This window comes from Aeromonas sp. s7(2024), from assembly GCF_040907825.1.
GTDB classification, from domain to species: Bacteria; Pseudomonadota; Gammaproteobacteria; order Enterobacterales; family Aeromonadaceae; genus Aeromonas; species Aeromonas veronii.
This window is the reverse complement of the sequence record NZ_JBFOCM010000012.1, coordinates 176,092-194,484: the sequence shown is the minus strand read 5'-3', so window position 1 is coordinate 194,484 and position 18,393 is coordinate 176,092. Positions and strand designations below refer to the sequence as shown.

The 18,393-nt window shown below is 59.7% G+C and carries 15 protein-coding genes, 1 other RNA gene and 1 pseudogene; 5 read left to right on the top strand and 12 right to left on the bottom strand.

Going from position 1 to position 18,393, the window contains the following annotated elements; translation table 11 throughout:
- Positions 1-240: 240 nt before the first annotated feature.
- The 4 genes and pseudogenes from AB5Y73_RS04370 to gcvT all read right to left on the bottom strand — a co-directional run.
- Positions 241-502, bottom strand: a pseudogene (locus AB5Y73_RS04370) (transposase); the annotation flags it as partial.
- A 242-nt stretch (positions 503-744) separates the two neighbouring features.
- Positions 745-3,621, bottom strand: a complete 2,877-nt coding sequence (gene gcvP, locus AB5Y73_RS04365) for an aminomethyl-transferring glycine dehydrogenase (protein WP_107684443.1) — start codon at positions 3,619-3,621, stop codon at positions 745-747.
- A gap of 298 nt (positions 3,622-3,919) precedes the next feature.
- Positions 3,920-4,309 carry a glycine cleavage system protein GcvH gene (gcvH, locus tag AB5Y73_RS04360; RefSeq protein WP_005333898.1) on the bottom strand — a complete coding sequence of 130 codons (390 nt, stop codon included), beginning with the start codon at positions 4,307-4,309 and terminating at the stop codon, positions 3,920-3,922.
- Between the two features lie 86 nt (positions 4,310-4,395).
- Positions 4,396-5,493, bottom strand: a complete 1,098-nt coding sequence (gcvT, locus tag AB5Y73_RS04355) for a glycine cleavage system aminomethyltransferase GcvT (protein ID WP_058056652.1) — start codon at positions 5,491-5,493, stop codon at positions 4,396-4,398.
- Between gcvT and AB5Y73_RS04350 the strand changes: the two genes are divergently transcribed.
- On the top strand, positions 5,470-5,697 hold the full coding sequence (locus AB5Y73_RS04350) for a hypothetical protein (protein WP_118853677.1): 228 nt from the start codon (positions 5,470-5,472) through the stop codon (positions 5,695-5,697). The genes gcvT and AB5Y73_RS04350 overlap by 24 nt on opposite strands.
- A 212-nt stretch (positions 5,698-5,909) precedes the next feature.
- Here the strand turns inward: AB5Y73_RS04350 and AB5Y73_RS04345 are convergent, their stop codons facing one another.
- The 3 genes from AB5Y73_RS04345 to AB5Y73_RS04335 form a co-directional block, all read right to left on the bottom strand.
- The gene (locus tag AB5Y73_RS04345) at positions 5,910-7,178 is read right to left on the bottom strand and encodes an FAD-dependent 2-octaprenylphenol hydroxylase (protein WP_107684444.1); all 1,269 of its coding nucleotides are present in this window, start codon (positions 7,176-7,178) and stop codon (positions 5,910-5,912) included.
- Positions 7,179-7,300: 122 nt separating this feature from the next.
- Positions 7,301-8,524 carry a 2-octaprenyl-6-methoxyphenyl hydroxylase gene (ubiH, locus tag AB5Y73_RS04340; protein WP_139731382.1) on the bottom strand — a complete coding sequence of 408 codons (1,224 nt, stop codon included), beginning with the start codon at positions 8,522-8,524 and terminating at the stop codon, positions 7,301-7,303.
- A 178-nt stretch (positions 8,525-8,702) separates the two neighbouring features.
- On the bottom strand, positions 8,703-9,272 hold the full coding sequence (locus AB5Y73_RS04335; protein ID WP_005346580.1) for a UPF0149 family protein: 570 nt from the start codon (positions 9,270-9,272) through the stop codon (positions 8,703-8,705).
- A gap of 173 nt (positions 9,273-9,445) precedes the next feature.
- Between AB5Y73_RS04335 and zapA the strand changes: the two genes are divergently transcribed.
- Together zapA and ssrS are read left to right on the top strand one after the other, a co-directional pair.
- Positions 9,446-9,778 carry a cell division protein ZapA gene (gene zapA, locus AB5Y73_RS04330; RefSeq protein WP_005333910.1) on the top strand — a complete coding sequence of 111 codons (333 nt, stop codon included), beginning with the start codon at positions 9,446-9,448 and terminating at the stop codon, positions 9,776-9,778.
- Between the two features lie 16 nt (positions 9,779-9,794).
- Positions 9,795-9,976: non-coding RNA, 6S RNA (ssrS, locus tag AB5Y73_RS04325), on the top strand.
- Between the two features lie 165 nt (positions 9,977-10,141).
- Here ssrS and AB5Y73_RS04320 read toward each other — a convergent pair.
- Together AB5Y73_RS04320 and fdhD are read right to left on the bottom strand one after the other, a co-directional pair.
- The gene (locus AB5Y73_RS04320; protein ID WP_201912687.1) at positions 10,142-12,433 is read right to left on the bottom strand and encodes an FdhF/YdeP family oxidoreductase; all 2,292 of its coding nucleotides are present in this window, start codon (positions 12,431-12,433) and stop codon (positions 10,142-10,144) included.
- Positions 12,420-13,217: a formate dehydrogenase accessory sulfurtransferase FdhD gene (gene fdhD / locus AB5Y73_RS04315; protein WP_162895333.1), complete on the bottom strand. Its 798-nt coding sequence runs from the start codon at positions 13,215-13,217 to the stop codon at positions 12,420-12,422. Before fdhD ends, AB5Y73_RS04320 begins: the two co-directional genes overlap by 14 nt.
- Positions 13,218-13,378: 161 nt before the next feature.
- On the opposite strand from fdhD, the gene AB5Y73_RS04310 reads away from it, so the two are divergent.
- Positions 13,379-14,287 carry a LysR family transcriptional regulator gene (locus tag AB5Y73_RS04310; RefSeq protein ID WP_118853672.1) on the top strand — a complete coding sequence of 303 codons (909 nt, stop codon included), beginning with the start codon at positions 13,379-13,381 and terminating at the stop codon, positions 14,285-14,287.
- A gap of 84 nt (positions 14,288-14,371) precedes the next feature.
- On the opposite strand, the gene emrD is transcribed toward AB5Y73_RS04310, so the two are convergent.
- The 3 genes from emrD to AB5Y73_RS04295 all read right to left on the bottom strand — a co-directional run bounded on the left by emrD (position 14,372) and on the right by AB5Y73_RS04295 (position 17,100).
- Positions 14,372-15,568 (bottom strand): multidrug efflux MFS transporter EmrD, encoded by a 1,197-nt coding sequence (gene emrD / locus AB5Y73_RS04305; RefSeq protein WP_005333920.1) that lies wholly within the window; start codon positions 15,566-15,568, stop codon positions 14,372-14,374.
- Positions 15,569-15,829: 261 nt separating this feature from the next.
- On the bottom strand, positions 15,830-16,492 hold the full coding sequence (locus AB5Y73_RS04300) for a glutathione S-transferase family protein (RefSeq protein ID WP_118853671.1): 663 nt from the start codon (positions 16,490-16,492) through the stop codon (positions 15,830-15,832).
- 152 nt (positions 16,493-16,644) lie between these two features.
- Positions 16,645-17,100 (bottom strand): hypothetical protein, encoded by a 456-nt coding sequence (locus AB5Y73_RS04295; protein WP_118853670.1) that lies wholly within the window; start codon positions 17,098-17,100, stop codon positions 16,645-16,647.
- Between the two features lie 199 nt (positions 17,101-17,299).
- Between AB5Y73_RS04295 and suhB the strand changes: the two genes are divergently transcribed.
- Complete coding sequence (gene suhB, locus AB5Y73_RS04290) at positions 17,300-18,103, top strand: inositol-1-monophosphatase (RefSeq protein WP_005352992.1); 804 nt, start codon at positions 17,300-17,302, stop codon at positions 18,101-18,103.
- Positions 18,104-18,393: the final 290 nt, after the last annotated feature.

Genomic DNA, 18,393 nt, shown 5'->3' with positions numbered 1-18,393 from the left:
CAACAACGGTACACTTAGTGCTTTCGCTAATGAAGGTCTATATAGTGCAACTAAAAATTTTATGTTTTTTCGCACAACATCCCAATCAATATTCATGTTGTTCTAAACCCTCTCTGAAGGTGGAGTTTCCTTATCAAATGGCTTGGATATCTGCGCCGTTTCGGTATTGGTTGGTAGCGTCACCTCTTTTGGTGGGCTCTTCTCTTATCAACTCGGTCATCTGTATGCCCATCTACCGCACAGAGAAGTAATCTCGTAGAGCTCATATTCCATGGCGCCATCGCAGATGGTTATTCCACTGCTGCATGTAGTGAATTCGCAGCATGGTGTCGAGTGGATAGGAACGGCTGCCGTTGTCAGCTTTCGGGTAGACCGGTTCAATGACACTGAGCATTCTGGCCCATGGGAGCAAAGCGTCCATGCGGGCTAGGAATGTCTCTTTGCGGGTTTTGCGGCGTTTACCATTGAACTTGCTATCCGCGAAAGTAAACTGTTGGACCATGCTGAACCTCATCCCTGATACCAAGTGAGACTGATAGTCTCACACCAGAGACTTGTTCGCACCTTCCCCAACACGGCTGAAAGATCAAAATGCGATCATTTTTATAATTTAATGACTCTCAGTCCACGGAATAATAAAAAGGCCCTGCTCTTGCAGGGCCTTTGAGTTTCCAACTTGAATGGTCGGTTTCCAACTTCAATGTCACGGTTTCCAACTTAAATGTCCGTGATCATAAACGCCACTTACTTGGCGTAATCCTCAGTCGGGATACAGGAGCAGAACAGGTTGCGATCGCCGTAGACGTCGTCGATGCGGTTCACAGAGGGCCACAACTTGGCGGCGCGCACGGCGTCCGACGGGAAGACCGCCTCGGCGCGGCTGTAGCCACGGGACCACTCTGTATCCATCACATCGTCCTGAGTGTGCGGCGCATGGACCAGCGGGTTATCGGCGAGGCTCCACTGCCCCTCCTGCACCTTGGCAATCTCGGCGCGGATGGAGGTCATCGCTTCGACGAAGCGATCCAGCTCGCGCTTGGATTCCGACTCGGTCGGTTCGACCATCAGGGTACCCGCCACCGGGAAGCTCATGGTCGGCGCGTGGAAGCCGTAGTCCATCAGCCGCTTGGCCACGTCCATCTCGCTGATGCCGGAAGCCTCCTTGAGCGGGCGAATATCCAGGATGCACTCGTGGGCCACCCGACCGTTGCGGCCGGAATAGAGCACCGGGAAGGATTCACCCAGCTTCTTGGCCAGATAGTTGGCGTTGAGGATGGCCACCTGAGTGGATTTCTTCAGTCCTTCGTCACCCAGCATGGCGATATACATCCAGCTGATGGGCAGGATGCTGGCCGAGCCGAACGGTGCCGCCGACACGGCGCCGTTGTCACGGCTCTCCTTGTCGGTCTTGACCACGGCGTGACCAGCCACGAACGGTGCCAGATGCTTCTTCACACCGATGGGGCCCATGCCCGGGCCGCCACCGCCGTGCGGAATGGCAAAGGTCTTGTGCAGGTTGAGGTGAGAGACGTCTGCCCCGATAAAGCCCGGTGCCGTCAATCCAACTTGCGCGTTCATATTGGCGCCGTCCAGATAGACCTGACCACCGTGCTGGTGAACGATGTCGCACACCTCCTTGATGGTCTCCTCATACACCCCGTGGGTGGAGGGATAAGTCACCATCAGACAGGAGAGTTGATCCCCCGCCTCGGCGGCCTTGGCGCGCAAGTCGTCGAGATCCACGTTGCCGGACTTGTCACAGGCGGTGACGATCACCTTGAGCCCCGCCATCTGGGCAGAGGCCGGGTTGGTGCCGTGGGCAGAAGCTGGGATCAGGCAGATGTCGCGATGCCCTTCACCACGGGATTCATGGTACTTCTTGATGGCGAGCAGACCCGCGTACTCCCCCTGAGCACCTGAGTTGGGCTGCATGCAGACCGCATCGTAACCAGTCACCTTCACCAGCCAGTTTTCGAGGTCGGCCAGCAGCAACTGGTAGCCCTTGGCCTGTGCCAGCGGGGCGAACGGGTGCAACTTGCCAAACTCGGGCCAGGTCACCGGGATCATCTCGGCGGTGGCGTTGAGCTTCATGGTGCAGGAGCCGAGCGAAATCATGGCGTAGTTGAGCGCCAGATCCTTGGCTTCGAGACGGTGGATGTAGCGCAGCATCTCGGTTTCGGAGTGGTACTTGTTGAACACCTCGTGGGTCAGCACGGCGTCGGTGCGCAGCAGATCCTGCGGGATAGCGTGATGAGCCTGAGCCGCCTTGTCGAGAGCCTCGATATCAAGCCCGTGACCTTGACCGAGGAAGAGCTCAAACAGCTCGGCCACATCAGCGCGGGTGGTGGTTTCAGAGAGGGAGACCCCTACCGCACCGTCGAGGTCTGCACGCAGGTTGATGCCATTAGCTTCAGCCTTGGCAATGAGTGCTGCTTTATCTGTCGTCTGCACGGTCAGGGTATCGAACCAGCTGGCATGCTTAAGGGCTACCCCCTTGGCCTGGAGGCCGAGCGCCAGAATGGTGGTGAGACGGTGCACACGGGAGGCGATGGTTTTCAGCCCCACCGGGCCGTGATAGACGGCGTAGAAGCTTGCCATGTTGGCCAGCAGCACCTGAGCGGTACAGATGTTGGAGTTGGCCTTCTCGCGGCGGATATGCTGCTCGCGGGTCTGCATCGCCATGCGCAGCGCGGCCTTGCCACGGGCATCCTTGGAAACGCCGATAATGCGGCCCGGCATGGAGCGCTTGTAGGCATCGCGGGTGGCGAAGAAGGCGGCATGGGGGCCACCGTAGCCCATAGGCACGCCAAAACGCTGGGCAGAGCCCAACACAACATCGGCGCCCAGCTCGCCCGGGGATTTGAGCAGCAGCAGAGAGAGCAGATCGGCGCTGACGCAGGCCAGCCCTTTCTGGGCCTGTACGGCGGCAATCAGGGCGCGCAGATCTTTCACTTCCCCTGTGGTGGTGGGGTACTGGAACAGGGCACCAAACACCTCTTCGCTCACTGCATCGCTCGCGGCGCCAACCGCCACGTCGAAACCGAAGTGAACCGCGCGCTCCTTGACCACGTCGATCACCTGCGGGTGCACGTCATCGGCCACGAAGAAGAGGTTGGATTTGGACTTGGCCATCCGCTTGGCCAGCGCCATCGCCTCGGCGGCGGCGGTCGCTTCATCCAGCAGGGAGGCGCTTGCCAGATCCATGCCGGTCAGATCCAGCGTCAGCTGCTGGAAGTTGAGCAGGGCTTCGAGACGGCCCTGTGCCAGCTCGGGCTGATAGGGGGTGTAGGCGGTATACCAGCCCGGATTTTCCAGCACATTGCGTAAAATGACGTGGGGCACATGGGTATCGTGATAACCCATGCCGATATAGCTCTTGGCAATCTTGTTCTGAGCGGCATAGCCCTTGAGCTTGGCCAGCGCCTCCACTTCGGTCATGCCGGCACCGATCCCAAGCGGGCCCGGCAGGCGAATGGCGGCGGGCACGGTCTGTTCAATCAAATCGTCCAGGCTTTCGGCCCCGACGGTCGCCAGCAGCTGGCGCAGCTCTTCCTCGCCCGGGCCGATATGGCGGCGGACAAAATCGGTTTTTTGCTCGAGTTCAAACAGTGACTGGGTCATTTCCCTATTTCCTGATAAATAAGTCCTGGCATGACATCCTGATAACCAAGACCTGATGTTCCTGATCGTCGGCTGATACCGACTCCACTCATGTTCTGGGTCCCGCAGACAGGGCGCGGCACCGGATGCTGCGGCAGCATCGAGAGGGGATCGCCTTGTTGCGAACCGGCCTGTTTGCCCCTAGGCTCCCAGGCTGGCAAACGGCAGGCGCGGACGACTTCACCCTTCCACCGGCCGGTGCTTGCCCGGCTGGCGGTCATACAAAGGGGCCCTGCTGTGTTGGCAGGGCCCGGGGGCATTACTCTTCGTCCACCACGTTCTGGTAGCCTTCGGCATCCAGCAGGTTGGCCAGCTCGCTCTCGTCATCGAGCTTGATGCGGAACAGCCAGCCAGCGCTGTAGGGGTCGGAGTTGACCAGCTCGGGGCTCCCTTCCAGCTCTTCGTTAACGGCAATGATCTCGCCGCTCACCGGGCTGTAGATGTCGGAGGCCGCCTTGACCGACTCGGCCACGGCGCAGTCGTCACCGGCACTGACCTGCTTGCCCACTTCCGGCAGCTCGACAAACACCATGTCACCCAGCAGCTCCTGGGCGTGCTCGGTGATACCGACCACGGCCTCGCCGTTGGCTTCAACACGGATCCACTCGTGGGAAGTGGCATATTTCAGTTCGCTCGGGATATGGCTCATTTGTGCTTCCTTTGATCTTTGAGTCGCGTTTAAAAACGAATATGAAAAGGGATGGGGGGGAGGCACAGCCCTCCCCCAAGACGATGTTAAACCAGCTTCTGGCCGTTACGGACGAAAGCGGGCTTGGTGACCTTCACGGTGACCAGCTTCTTGCGGATCTCCACCTCGGCCAGCTCACCGATATCGCGGGGCACCCGCGCCAGGGCAATACTGTAGCCCAGGGTGGGGGAGAAAGAGCCGGAGGTGATCACACCTTCCCGCTTCTCACCGTTTGCCGCGGTGAAGGTAACCGGCATGCCGGCACGCAGCACCCCTTTCTCTTCCATCACCAGACCCACCAGCTTGGGCTGATTGCCCGCCGCTTTCTGCGCTTCCAGCACGTCGCGGCCGATGAAGTTGCGATCGCTCGGCTCCCAGGCGATGGTCCAGGCCATGTTGGCGGCGAGTGGAGAGATTGACTCGTCCATATCCTGACCGTAGAGGTTCATCCCCGCCTCCAGGCGCAGGGTATCGCGGGCACCGAGGCCGCACGGGGCCACACCGTTATCCAGCAGCGCTTGCCACAGCTCGCAGGCTTTCTCTTGCGGCACCACGATTTCATAACCATCCTCGCCGGTGTAGCCGGTGGTGGCGATAAAGAGATCGCCAGCCTGCACGCCGAAGAAGGGTTTCATCCCCACCACGGCGGTACGCTGAGCGGCGCTCAGCACAGCAGCAGCCTTGACCTTGGCGTTGGGGCCCTGCACCGCAATCATCGCAAGCTCGGGACGCTCGGTCACTGTGATATCGAAATCGATGGCGTGATGGCGGATCCAGGCCAAGTCCTTCTCGCGGGTGGCGGAGTTGACCACCAGTCGGTAGAAGGTATCGGTTAGGTAATAGGTGATGAGGTCATCGATCACGCCGCCTTCCGGATTGAGCATGCCGCTGTAGAGGGCCTTGCCGGGGGCAGTGAGTTTGGCCACGTCGTTGGCCAGCAGGTGTTGCAGAAAGGCTTTGACCCGTTCGCCGGTCAAATCGACGATGGTCATGTGGGAGACATCGAACATACCGGCATCGCTGCGCACCGCGTGGTGCTCTTCCAGCTGGGAGCCGTAGTTGATGGGCATTTCCCAACCGTGGAAGTCCACCATCTTGGCGCCAGCTTCCAGGTGTTTGGGATGCAGTACAGTAGTCTGGATCATCGCATTCTTTCCTTAGCAAAAAGCCTTTTCGCTTTGGCGACCACCCTTGCGACCCGCGCCACCGCTCTGACTGCACTGTGCGCAGCAAAAAGCGACCGGATCCAAAAGTGTGTGCTCGCTCCTGCCCTTGCCAGGCAAGAGGGATTCCTTGAACGGAGCGGATTATATGACAAGCAGGCGAGCGTGCCGCTCAAAAAAAACTAATCCCCTCCCGTAAAACTGACTCCAGACACTAAGATAAATGCAGTGATAAAAACAGCTATAAGCCGACTCAGGCGAGATTAAATTTTGATTTTTACCGTTTCGTCACAATTTGCAGAAAAACGTTTCGCTCCAGAGCAAAATTAAAGGCTGACACCCAAAACGGGTCATCAGCCTTGTCGGATTACTTTTGTTGTCAAAAACGGCGAGTAATATTAGTTTTTTTCACCCTTGGCCTGCATGGCACTGCCTTTGGTCGCAGCAACAGCCCAGTCAGGACGGGCCAATGCGGGCAACTCTCCCTCCAGCCCCATGGCGGCGCGGATCACCCCCTCCTTGAAGGGCGTCAGCAGATTGGCCGCGCGCAATCCCACGCCCCGCACCAGCTTCTTGAGCGGGTTGGCCCCGCTGAACAGCCGCTTAAGCCCCTCCATTGCCGCCAGCATGCGAGCCGCTTCGCTCTTGCGCCAGCGCTCGTAGCTGCGCAGGTTGGCGAGCAGGCCGATATCCTCACCCGCGGCATGATTTTGCAAGATCTGCTCCGCCAGCGCGGCAGCATCCAGCAGGCCAAGGTTGACCCCCTGCCCCGCCAGGGGGTGGATGGTGTGGGCGGCATCTCCCACCAGCACCAGCCGCTCGCGAGCAAAGTCGCGGGCATAGCGGGCAGTGAGGGGAATGGCGCTGCGCGCCCCCTCCACCTTGCACAGACCGAGCCGGGCATCGAAGGCGGCGGTAAGCTGGCGATTGAACTGCTCGTCATCGCAGGCGCAGAGCGCCTCGGCGCGGGCCGCAGGCAGCGACCAGACGATGGAACAGAGGTTCTCCTGCCACAGCGGCAAAAAGGCGAGCGGGCCATCCGGGGTGAAGATCTGGCGAGCAACAGCTTCATGGGGTTCGGCGCAGCGCACCGTCGCCACCAGCGCGTGGTGGCCATAATCCCAGCTGGTGAGCGGGATATCAGCCTGACGGCGCACCCAGGAGTGGGCGCCATCGGCAGCCACCACCAATTTGGCCGAGATGGCCTGACCATCCTCAAGGAGCAGCAGGGCGCCCGCCGGGCCGCTCTGCAGGCTCTTGGCTCTGGCGGGGGTCAGCAGCTGGATATTGCTGGCACCTTCAATCGCCTCAAGCAGCGCCAGCTGGATCACCCGATTCTCGACGATATGGCCGAGGTTGGCCTGACGCAGGCTGGCGGCATCGAAGTCGATATAGCCAAAACTGTCCTGCTCCCACACCGCCATCTTGTCGTAGGCCTGCAGGCGGCGCGCTTCAATGCCGTCCCAGGCGCCGACATGGCGCAGGATCTGCTGGCTGGCCAGACTCAGGGCGCTGACCCGATTATCGGCCACCTCCCCCAGCTGCGGGTCGGGCAGTTGTCCCTCCACCACCAGCACCTTGAGGGCGCTATGTTTCAAGGCCGCAGCGAGCCCCAGTCCCACCATGCCGCCACCGACAATCACCACATCCACATTTTGCATCTGCATCATCTCATCCTTTCAGGGCTGACCGGCTGGCCAGCGAGGGGACGCCCGCAGGCATTACCTCTTTATTCAATAGGTTTTGATCAACGAATGGTGGTCAACAGGTTCCACTCAACAAGTGCTGGCTAGTTGCCGCACACATCAGCGACAAAGCCCAGGGTGCGCGAGGCAAGCGGTGCCTTGAGGCACGGGAATCGCCCCATCATGGTGAGCGCCAGATTGCGCCCCGCCACCAGCGGATCGTGACCATTGGAGAAGAGCTGGGCCAGCGAAGAGGTGAGCCAGACTGTCTGCTCCTGATCCTGCTTGCGCTGCTGCCAGTAGCCACTCAGTACCTTGAAGCTGCCGATATCCTCCCCCTCTGCCAACGCCTTGGCTACGGCGCCGGTAAGCAGGTCGAGATCCCGCATCCCGAGGTTGAAGCCCTGTCCGGCAATCGGGTGCAGGGCGTGGGCGGCATTACCGACCAGCACGGTGCGCTGGGCCAGCGGGTAGTCGCAGGCGGTCAGAATGAGCGGATAGACGTTACGCACGCCGCATCGCTCGAAGCGACCAAGCCGCCAGCCAAAGGCCTGCTGCAGACGGGCAAGAAACGCCGCCTCATCGAGGGCCATCAGCTCATCCACCTCATGCTGCCCGACGCTCCATACCAGCGAGGAGAGTCCCTCCTGCATCGGCAACAGGGCCAGCGGCCCCCCTTCGGTAAAGCGCTCGAAGGCGCGTCCCTCAGGGTCTTGCGCCGTTTTGACCGTGGCGATGATGGCGTGCTGCTCAAAGTCGTGGCGGATCACCGGCAACTTGAAGTGCTGACGCACAAAGGAGTTGCCGCCGTCTGCCGCCACCAGCAGGCGGGTCTCAATCTGTTCACCGCTCTCGAGGGTGAGGGTCACCTTCTCCTCATCGGGCGCAATCTCGCTCACCCGAGCCGGACAGCAGACCCGGATATTGGGAGAGGCCGCCATCGCCCGTTGCAGCTCATGACCGGCAGCTGCCAGCTCGATCACCTGGCCCAGCGCGGGCAGACCGTATTCGGCAGCCGACAGGCGAGCCTGACCGAAGTGGCCCCGATCCGAGACATGAATCTGGGTAATGGGGGCGCAATGGGGGGCAAACAGCGGCCAGAGTCCGCGTCGCAACAGCGCATCGCAGGTACCGGCCGAGAGCGCAATGGCGCGGGCGTCGAACCCTGAATGGGTGTGCTGTTCGGGGACGCTTGCCTCCAGCAGCAGGATCTCGAGGGGGGAGCCATCGGATCGAAGCAGGGCTGCCAGCGAGAGGGCCAGCACGGCACCACTCATTCCACCGCCGACCAGGGTGACATCGACCTGTCGCACATCAGATTGAGACATAAGCAGAGAGGAAGAAGTGAAAAAGGTGGCCTCATGCTATCACAAAGCCGCTGGCCGAATGCGAGGCCACCGGCAAAAAACCGGTTGCGCCTCACAGGGTTAGCCACCACAAGGAAATAAAAAAAGAGCGCCATCAGGCGCTCTTGCAGATTCAGTAAGGGTCTCGTTGACCCGCACCTCAATGAAGGGTCGGCGGCGCGCTCGGGGTATCGGGGCGCTTGCCAAACTCTTCGAAGGCCATCATGACCCCCAGTTTGACGTGTTCGTAGAGCACCAGGAAAGAGGCTTCATTCTCGTCATCTTCCTGATCGAACTCGGCGGAGACCTGAGTGATGCTGGCGATATCCTGGATCATCTCCTGCAGCTCTTCCGATGCGCGGGAGAGCTCCTGCTGCACCACGCCGAAACCGGCCAGAAATGCCTGTGACCAATCCACCAGCGAGTCGATGCGCTCGTCGAGGGGGGCATCATCACTTGGCAGCAGCAACTCGACGCCCTTCTGGGCCATCAGGCTCTCGACCACATTGTGATAAAGATCGGTCATCACCTGGCGCACCGGGGCCGGCAGGCCGAAACCGTCGTTCACCAGATCGTTGAAATGGGGCACCCAACTCTTGTCGTCCAGTGCCACACCGCCGCACACCAGACCGCAGATCACACCATGGGCCTCTACTGCGCTGGCCATCAGCTCATGTTGTTCCATGATGTCGGCCACTGCCGCATATTTAAGGGGGTTCGTTTTGCTCATCGAGGATCCGCTCAAAGTTCAGTCAAATTTGCAGAATTAATGGTCAGGATCCTAGCATTCTCCCTCTTGCAGAGCCAGCAAGGCCTTGAAACTTATGCATCTGCGCTATATAGTCCCGCCCAGTTGTCCACGTGGATAAAGGCGGAAATCAGCTCCGCCGTATTGAGGAAGGCATGAGCACAGAGGCCGTAGAAATCGTCATTTTGGGACGTCCCTACAAGGTATCCTGTCCCTTGGGACAGCAGGATGCCCTGCGCCAGGCCGCCGAGCAGCTGACCGACAAGTTGATCGACCTGCGTCAACGCTCCAAAGTCTCCAGCAACGAGCAATTGGCTATCATGGCGGCGCTTAATTTCTGTCATGAGCTCTGCCTTGAAAAAGAGAAGAACCACCAATACTCTGAGACCATGGACAAGCGGATCAAAATGCTGCAGCGCACCATCGAAGCGGCCCTGATCGAGCACGGACAATATGGTGATTCCAGCGAAGAGGGGCAGCAGCCCTAATCGCAAACCGTTTTAAAATTCCCTGGGATGTTTGTCAGCCGGTTCAAGTCCCCGAGCCGATATTCATACCAAACAGGGGATCTGCCTTCTGGCTATTGCGCATGCTCGGCACGACCGAGAAGCCTGCGGTCAGATCCGATCCCCGCCTTGAACCGACGGTTCAAGGGCCCAAACCGGCAACGGCATCTCGGGGTACCAACAGCAAAAGCCCGTCACTCATGTGACGGGCTTTTTCTTTGCCTGATGATCAACGAACCCTACCCCTTTCAGACCTGAAAAAATGCCCCGGATGAAAAGCTCACCCGGGGCATCACCGCATTCACTGTGCAGGCTGTGTTAGCGCAGCCAGTCGCGTTAGCACTTTTATTTGACCAGCAACAGGTTCTCCGGCTGGCGGGAGGCTGTCACCAGCACCGGAATGGACTTGGAGGTGGGGGTAAACGAACCGGCGCCGATACTGTCGATAGGCACTAGCGGGTTCGTCTCCGGATAGTAAGCCGCGATGTTGCCACTCGGGATCTCGTAGAGCACCACCACAAAACCCGTCACGCAGCGCTCGCGCCCATCGTTGCAGATGGCCGCCATGTCGACCCGATCCCCTTCGGCAAAGCCAAGCTGGCGAGCATCCGCCTCGTTCATGAACACCACGTTCCGCTGGCCCTTGATGCCGCGATAGCGGTCATCCATGCCGTAGATAGTAGTGTTGTACTGATCGTGAGAGCGCAGGCTCTGCAGCAGCAGTACCGGCTGATCCGCCATCTGTTCGGCATGGCGAGTACACTCCGGCAACACAGAGTGCGGCAGGGTACTGGCGCGAAACTCGGCGCTGCCGCTGGCAGTATTCCAGGTCAGCAGCGCCGCAGAGTTATCGAGATGAAAACCGCACGGCTGCTGGATGCGGGCATTGAAATCGGCAAAGCCGGCGATGGTCTGCTCGATAAGATCGCGAATACGAGCATAGTCATCGCGCAGAGCCAGCCAGTCGACCCGCTCGCTGCCCACGGTGGCATGAGCCATCCGCGCGACTATGTCGGTCTCGGAGAGGCAGAGCGGCGATACCGGCTCGGCTGCGCCGGTCGAGGCGTGCACCATGCTGAAGGTGTCCTCCACCGTGATCTTCTGGTTGCCGCTGCGCTGGATATCGAGCTCGGTACGGCCGAGACAGGGCAGGATCAGCGCCGCCTTGCCCACCTGCAGATGGCTGCGGTTGAGCTTGGTACTGATCTGCACATTGAGCTCGGCTTTTTTCATCGCCCCGTAGGTGAAGTCGGTGTCGGGCGCCGCTGCAGCCAGGTTGCCGCCCAGGCAGATGAGCACCTTGCTCTTGCCTTCGTCCAACGCCTTGAGCGCTTCGTACACGTTGTGGCCACGGGCCCGCGGCAGGCTCACCTGCAGGTGACGCTCGAGCCGCTCGATAAAGGCGGCGGTCGGCTTTTCGTTGATACCCATGGTGCGGTTGCCCTGCACGTTGCTGTGACCCCGTACCGGACAGAGTCCCGCCCCCGGCTTGCCAATCTGGCCGCGCATCAGGTGCAGGTTGACGATTTCACGGATGGTATCGACCGAGTGCAGATGCTGGGTCACCCCCATGGCCCAGCAGCTGATGATGCGCTGGCTGGCGGCAAATACTCGGGCGGCCTGCACGATCTCGGCGCGAGTCAGGCCGGACTGCAGCTCGATCGCCGCCCAGTCGGTGGCACGCACCTGCGCCTCGTACTCGGCAAAGTGGCGGGTGTGGCGGGCGATAAAGTCGCGCTCCACCGCCTCCGGCGCCTCTTCCAGGATGTACTTGGCCATGCCGCGGATGGCGGCCATGTCGCCACCCAGTTTCGGCGTCAGGTATTGGTGGCTGATGGTGGTGGCAGCCGGGGTCAGCAGCTCAAGCGGGCTCTGCGGGCTGGCGAAGCGCTCCAGCGCCACCTCTTTCAAGTTATTGAAGCTGACGATCTTGCAGCCGCCGCGCGCCGCCTGGCGCAGTGCATTCATCATGCGCGGGTGGTTGGTACCCGGATTCTGGCCATAGACGAACACCGCATCGGCCTGGTCGAAATCATCCAGCACCACAGTCCCCTTGCCGATACCGACCGACTGGATCAGCGCAACCCCGCTCGCCTCGTGGCACATGTTGGAGCAATCGGGGAAGTTGTTGGTGCCAAACAGACGACCAAACAGCTGATAGAGGTAGGAAGCTTCGTTGCTGGCACGCCCCGAGGTGTAGAACTCCACCTCGTCCGGGCTATTCAGCCCCTTGAGAGTGTCGGCAATCAGGGAGAAGGCGTCGTCCCAGCTCACAGGCTCATAGTGATCGGTCGCCGGGTTGTAGCGCATCGGCTCGGTCAGCCGCCCCTGATACTCGAGCCAGTAGTCGCCCTGGGTAGCCAGCTGGCGCACCGAGTGGGCGGCGAAAAACTCGGCCCCCACCGTCTTGCCGGTAGACTCCCATGCCACCGCCTTGGCGCCGTTTTCACAAAACTGGAAGGTGCCGTGGTCGTTGTCACCCCAGGCACAGCCCGGGCAGTCGAAGCCGTCAGTCTGGTTGACCCGCAGCAGGTTCTTGATGTTCTGACGGGTCTTCTGGCTGCGCAGCACCTGTTTCATGGTGGATTGCAGGGACGAAAAACCGCCGGCTTTGGCGGGCTTTTCAATATGACTCATGGCACTCTCCGATGGGATCCGCCGGGCGATAGCTCGAATAGCTGACCGGGGCATCAAACTTGGGAATATGAACGACGTTGAGGTTGTATTTGAGGGCCAACCTGACCGCCAGCTGGCTGGGCGATGCCAGGCAGATGAGGTGACGGGCGCCGAAGCGGGCGGCTTTTTGCACCAGCTCGCTGCCACAGCGGCTGGTTACCACCAGGGTATCGCACGCACTGTGTTGCCGTAGCAGCAGGCCGATCAGCTTGTCGAGGGCATTGTGGCGCCCGATATCTTCCCGGCAGTGGAGGATCCGCCCCTCGGCATCCAGCGCCAGCGCCGCATGCAGGGCGCCGTGCTGCTGACCCTTGAGCTGCCACTGGGCGATCTGCGCACGCAGCCCCGCCAGCAAGGCCCCATCCAGCGGCGGCGTCAGCGGCAACACCGACAGGGCGGGCAACGCCTGCTCTACCGCCGCTACGCCGCAGATGCCGCAGCCGGTCACCCCAGTCAGCCGGCGCTTGTGTTCGGCCAGAGCGGCCATAGAGCGGTTGGCGATGATCACATCCAGCACAATACCCTGTTCGGCTGGCGCGACCTGGATGTCGTGGACTTCGTGGTTATGCCGGATGATCCCCTCGCCAAACAGAAAACCGACGGCAAAGTCGTCGAGATCGTCCGGGGTCGCCATCATCACCGCATGGTTGATGCCATTGATGTTGATGGCGACGGCTACCTCTTCCACCAGATGATCCAGTGACGGCAAGTTGGCGGGGGTTGCGACGGGAGAATGGGCAGGCATGCAGGTTGGCCTAAAAATGCAAACTGCATTCAAGTTTAGAGAGGCGACTGACGCAAAACCAATGAAATAAATCTATATCCTGATAGAGTTACTCTATCGAAGATGTTTTTTCAATTGATTGATTCTTCAATAGCCGGTTCCACTGCCTCCACTACAACCAGATGAACATCAAGCAACTTCACTACTTTCACGAGCTGGCCAAACACCGGCATTTTGCCAAAGCGGCCAAAGCCTGCCACATCACCCAACCCACCCTCTCGGCCAGCATTACCGCGCTGGAAAAGAGTGTCGGCACCGATCTGGTGGTACGCACCAGCCAGTTTGTCGCCCTGACCGAGGCCGGCGAGCTGGTACGCCAGTATGCCGAACGGATGTTGCTGGAACAGGAGGCGCTCAAGCAAGAGCTGGCGCTGTTCCAAGGCGAACTCTCCGGCACTCTGCGCATCGGCATCGTGCCCCAGTCCAATCTCGACATTATGCCGTTTATCGCCCGCTGCAAGCAGCGCTATCCCGACATTGTCATTCGCCTGTCGGTGCTCAGCAACGAAGCCCTGCTCTCACAGCTGGAGCTACATCAGTGCGATATCGGACTGGGATTTGATGAACCCGCCGGAGGGGCTGGCCGGCGCGCCTTTCATGTCTACCCGCAAGGCGCCAACCAGATGGCGGTGCTGATGAACCGTGACGAAGCGGATCTGTACCCGCACAGCGGCGACATTGCGCTTGCTGAACTACAGCAACAGCCGTTGGTGCTGCCCAGCCGCACCATGCAATTTCGTCAGTATCTGGATCGCGCCGCCGAGCAGGGGGGAAACTCGCTCAACGTGGTACTGGAGACCGACTCGCTGTTCCATCTGGTCAGCGCCGTACGCCACCGGCTGGGCTGGGCCATCGTCAGCGCCGGCCTCGCCCGCTCTGCCAGCAAGCTCTCGGATCTCGTTTGCCTGCCACTCGCTCCGCTGGAGAATATCGGCCATACCGCCTTTTTGACCCGCCAGCAGAGCATCACCCCTGCCATGCGTGCCTTTCTTGAACTGGTGGCAGAAGGTGAACCGGCAAACGCGCCTTGACGCAGGCCGAGCAGTAGACTGCATCCGGTTCTGGCAAAGAAAAAGCCCGCCAGAAGGCGGGCTTTCAGAGAGCAAGCGCGGGCATCAAATCGCCATCTGCTCGTGCGGCGAGCCGTGGTGGCGCAGCCAGACAAAACTCAGCGCCACGATCAGCACCATCAGGGTCATGATGGCCCCCAGCGTCACCTGACCAGTCATCGGGAAACCGGCCGCCAGCAGGGTCACCACACCGGCACCCAGATTCTGCATCCCGCCGAGAATGGCACCCGCGGTGCCGGCTTGACCCGGAAAGGGCTCGATGGCACAGGAAGTGGCGGTCGGGTAGAGAATGCCGCTACCGATGAAGTAGACGGCCGCACCACCGACCAGCGAGGCGGCACTCACCACCCCGAACAGCCCCGGCACCAGAATGATGAGGGAGCCGAGCGCTAGAAAGGCGATGCCAAGGCGCATCAGTTTGCCCTGAGTCAAACGGAAGCTCAGCTTGGCAGAGAGCCAGGCACCGAACAGATAGCCGGGCAGCGGCAGCACGAACAGCACGCTCACGGTACGGGCGCTCAGTTTCAGCACATCGCCGAGCAGCACACCGGCCGCCGCTTCAAATACCGCCAGTCCCGCAAAGGTCGCCATCAGGCAGAGCAGGTTGCCCTGAAACTTGGGGTTGCCCAGTACATGGCGATAGGCAGCACCGACGCGCAGTGGCTGACGGGCAGCAGCAGGCAGGGTCTCGCCAAACCAGGCCATGATCGCCAGGGTGGCTACGGCACCAAAACCGAACAGGAACCAGTAACCGGCGCGCCAGTTGAACAGCTCGGTCAGCCATCCCCCCAGCACTGGTGCCAGCAGCGGGGAGAAGATCACCCCCATGCTCACCAGACTGTTGGCGCGGTTGAGCTCGGCGCCATTGTAGCGATCGCGCATCACGGTGCGGCTCATGGCGCCACCAGCACCGGTACCCAGCCCCTGAATAAAGCTGCCCACCAGCAGGGCGGCAAAATGGGGGATGACCTGAATGATCAGGGTGCCCACCAGAAATACCATCATGCCGACGATCAGCACCGGACGACGGCCGATGCGATCCGACAGCGGCCCGTAGACAAACTGGGAGAGGCCATAGGGGATCAGGTAACAGGCCATCACCGCCTGCAACTGGCCCGAGGCCACATTGAAGTCCCCCGCCATCATGGGAATGGAGGGGACATAGAGGGTCTGGGTCATCTGGCCCACAGCGACCATCAGAATGGTCAGTAAAAACAACGGATAAAAACTGTGCCGATCCATATCAGTCCCAAAAAATCGAAAAAATGCTGCCGCCCTCTGGCACAAAATGGCCCAGAGGAATCTGATCACAGAGGCTGTGATGCAATCAAAAACAGTGTTGGAAACAGTAGGCGGGGAGCCCGCCAGACCACCGCACAGGACGCTTGGTGGTATGGGGGCATCATAGTGATTCAGCTCACAGAAAACGAACGAATCTTTATAATCGGCTTGCCTTAGTTTTTCTAATATTATGGGGCAATACGCCCCGTCTGCGGTTCAAAATCAACGTGTTACCATCTGTTGTGCCTGCTTGATCAGCTCATCCGGCTGCTCTTTGCGCGGCGGTATGGTGATCCCCTTCTGGCAGGCAGGTTTCTCTGCCATGCGATCCATCCAGGCTTGCAGATGGGGTAACCCCTCGATGGAGATACCGCTCCAGTCATAAATACGCACCCAGGGCCAGGTGGCGATATCGGCGATGCTGTACTCGTCCGCCAGATATTCTTGGTGGGCCAGATGGCTATCGAGCACCTCGAACAGACGGCGCCCCTCCTTCTGGTAACGTTCGATGGCGGCGGGGATCTTCTCGGGGAAATAGCGGTAGAAGACATTGGCCTGCCCCATCATGGGTCCTACCCCGCCCATCTGGAACATCAGCCACTGGATGGCCTGAGAGCGGCGTTTGGGATCAGCGGGCAGCAACTTGCCTGCTTTCTCCGCCAGATAGATGAGGATGGCCCCCGACTCGAATACGGCGAAATCGTCGTTATCCCGATCGACGATAGCCGGAATACGGCCATTTGGGTTGATGGCGAGAAACTCGGGCTTCTTCTGATCCAGTGCCGAGAGATCGAGAGGAATGACCCGATAGGGCAATCCCAGCTCTTCCAGTGCAATGGCCACCTTGAAGCCATTGGGGGTTGCGGCGGTATAAAAGTCGATCATCCTTCACTCCTTCCTTGCTGATTTGATCACACGAAAAACGGAACATCCTGATGCCCGCAATTTCACCAGATATGGTTTTACCATAAAGAGTACGGCGCACTATCTGCCAGTGATGACAGATAGTGCGCCGCTTGCATAGCTTGCCGGGGAAATCAGTTCAAGACGACGGCCGACTTGCGCTGACGCAGCAGGATAAGACGAGAGAGCAGCGGGAAGTAGGATTCCAGCTTGCGCAGCAGCACCCGGCTGCAGGCAGGTTCGGCCAGCTCCGACTCATCCAGCACGATGCCGTTTGAGACAAAATAGAAACGGGGGTCACGCACATCCGGCCCGCAGACCGTCAGATCCTTGTCTCCCTTGCGGATCAGCAGCGGCAAGACAGGTAAACCGATCGTCTCATCCTCTCCCCGGGCAAATCCGGCATCCTGCCAGGGCGCATCGCCGTCGATCAGCAGGATCGCCGCCTCCGTCTTGGCCGGTTGCCACTGGGCCAGGGGGGTCACGGTGATGTGGGCAAAGTGATCACCATACTCGGGTGATGACCGCAAGATGGCCAACAGTCCCTCGCTGGCCGCTGACACGTTCTGACTCACTAATGACAAATTCATGGTTCACATCCCTATGCTCATGACAGCCTGTATCCGGCTGCTGGGATAAGACTAGCGCAGATCTGGTCTATATTGGAGCCGTCAAATCTGGCAGTGGTAATCAATTGGTCGTAGGGGGATAACAGTTGCCATCGCACAAAATACTGGTATCATACCGCGTCCTTTTATCCCCCGTTCTTTAACATCCAGTGGTGAACCTATGCATCCGATGCTGAATATCGCCGTGCGCGCTGCGCGCAACGCCGGTCAAGTTGTAGTAAAAGCCTTCTCCCAGCCCGAGAACATTGAGGCTATCCAAAAAGGCAGCAATGACTTCGTGACCAACGTTGACCGTGAAGCCGAAGCGGCCATCATTCACACCATCAAAAAATCTTACCCGGAGCACAGCATTGTTGCTGAAGAGTCTGGTGAGATTGCCGGTACCAATCCGGACTACCAATGGATCATTGACCCACTGGATGGCACGACCAACCTTGTCAAAGGCATTCCGCACTTTGCCGTTTCCATCGCCCTGCGCGTAAAAGGCAAAACCGAACAAGCCGTTGTTTACGATCCCATCCGTGACGAACTGTTTACTGCTACTCGTGGTAGCGGCGCCCAGCTGAACGGCTACCGTATCCGTGTCGGCAAAGCCAAAGAGCTGGCTGGCACCGTACTGGCCACAGGTTTCCCCTACAAGCAAAAGCACCACATCGAGTCCTACCTGAAGATGTTCCAGAGCATGTTCATCGAATGTGCCGACATCCGTCGCTCCGGCTCTGCCGCACTGGATCTGGCCTACGTGGCTGCCGGTCGCGTCGACGGTTTCTGGGAAATCGGCCTGAAACCCTGGGACACCGCTGCCGGTGAGCTGCTGGCAAAAGAAGCCGGCGCCATCGTCACCGACTTCGTAGGTGGTCACAACTACGAAAACTCCGGCAACATCGTGGTTGCCAACCCGCGCGTCCTGAAAGAGATGCTGGGCAAGATCCGCGAAGAGCTGCCGGAGTCTCTGGCCAAATAAGCCAGCACCCCAGCCTTCACCAATATAAAAAAACCGGCGCAAGCCGGTTTTTTTATTGCTGCGATATACCCTGTCAGGGCATTCCAACCAACTGCTTATGCTCTTCTTCCCCGTAGCTCGCACCCCAACAGCTCGCCCCGTTCCCCATCCCCAAAACCGTTCGTCGCCCTTCTCTCATTAGCAAATACGCCTTAACCAACCTTCTTGAATATCACCGCACACAGCCCGGGATAAACACCTGGCCTCCTGTTTGCCCTGACCTTCATCCCCTTGCGAAGAACCCCGACCAT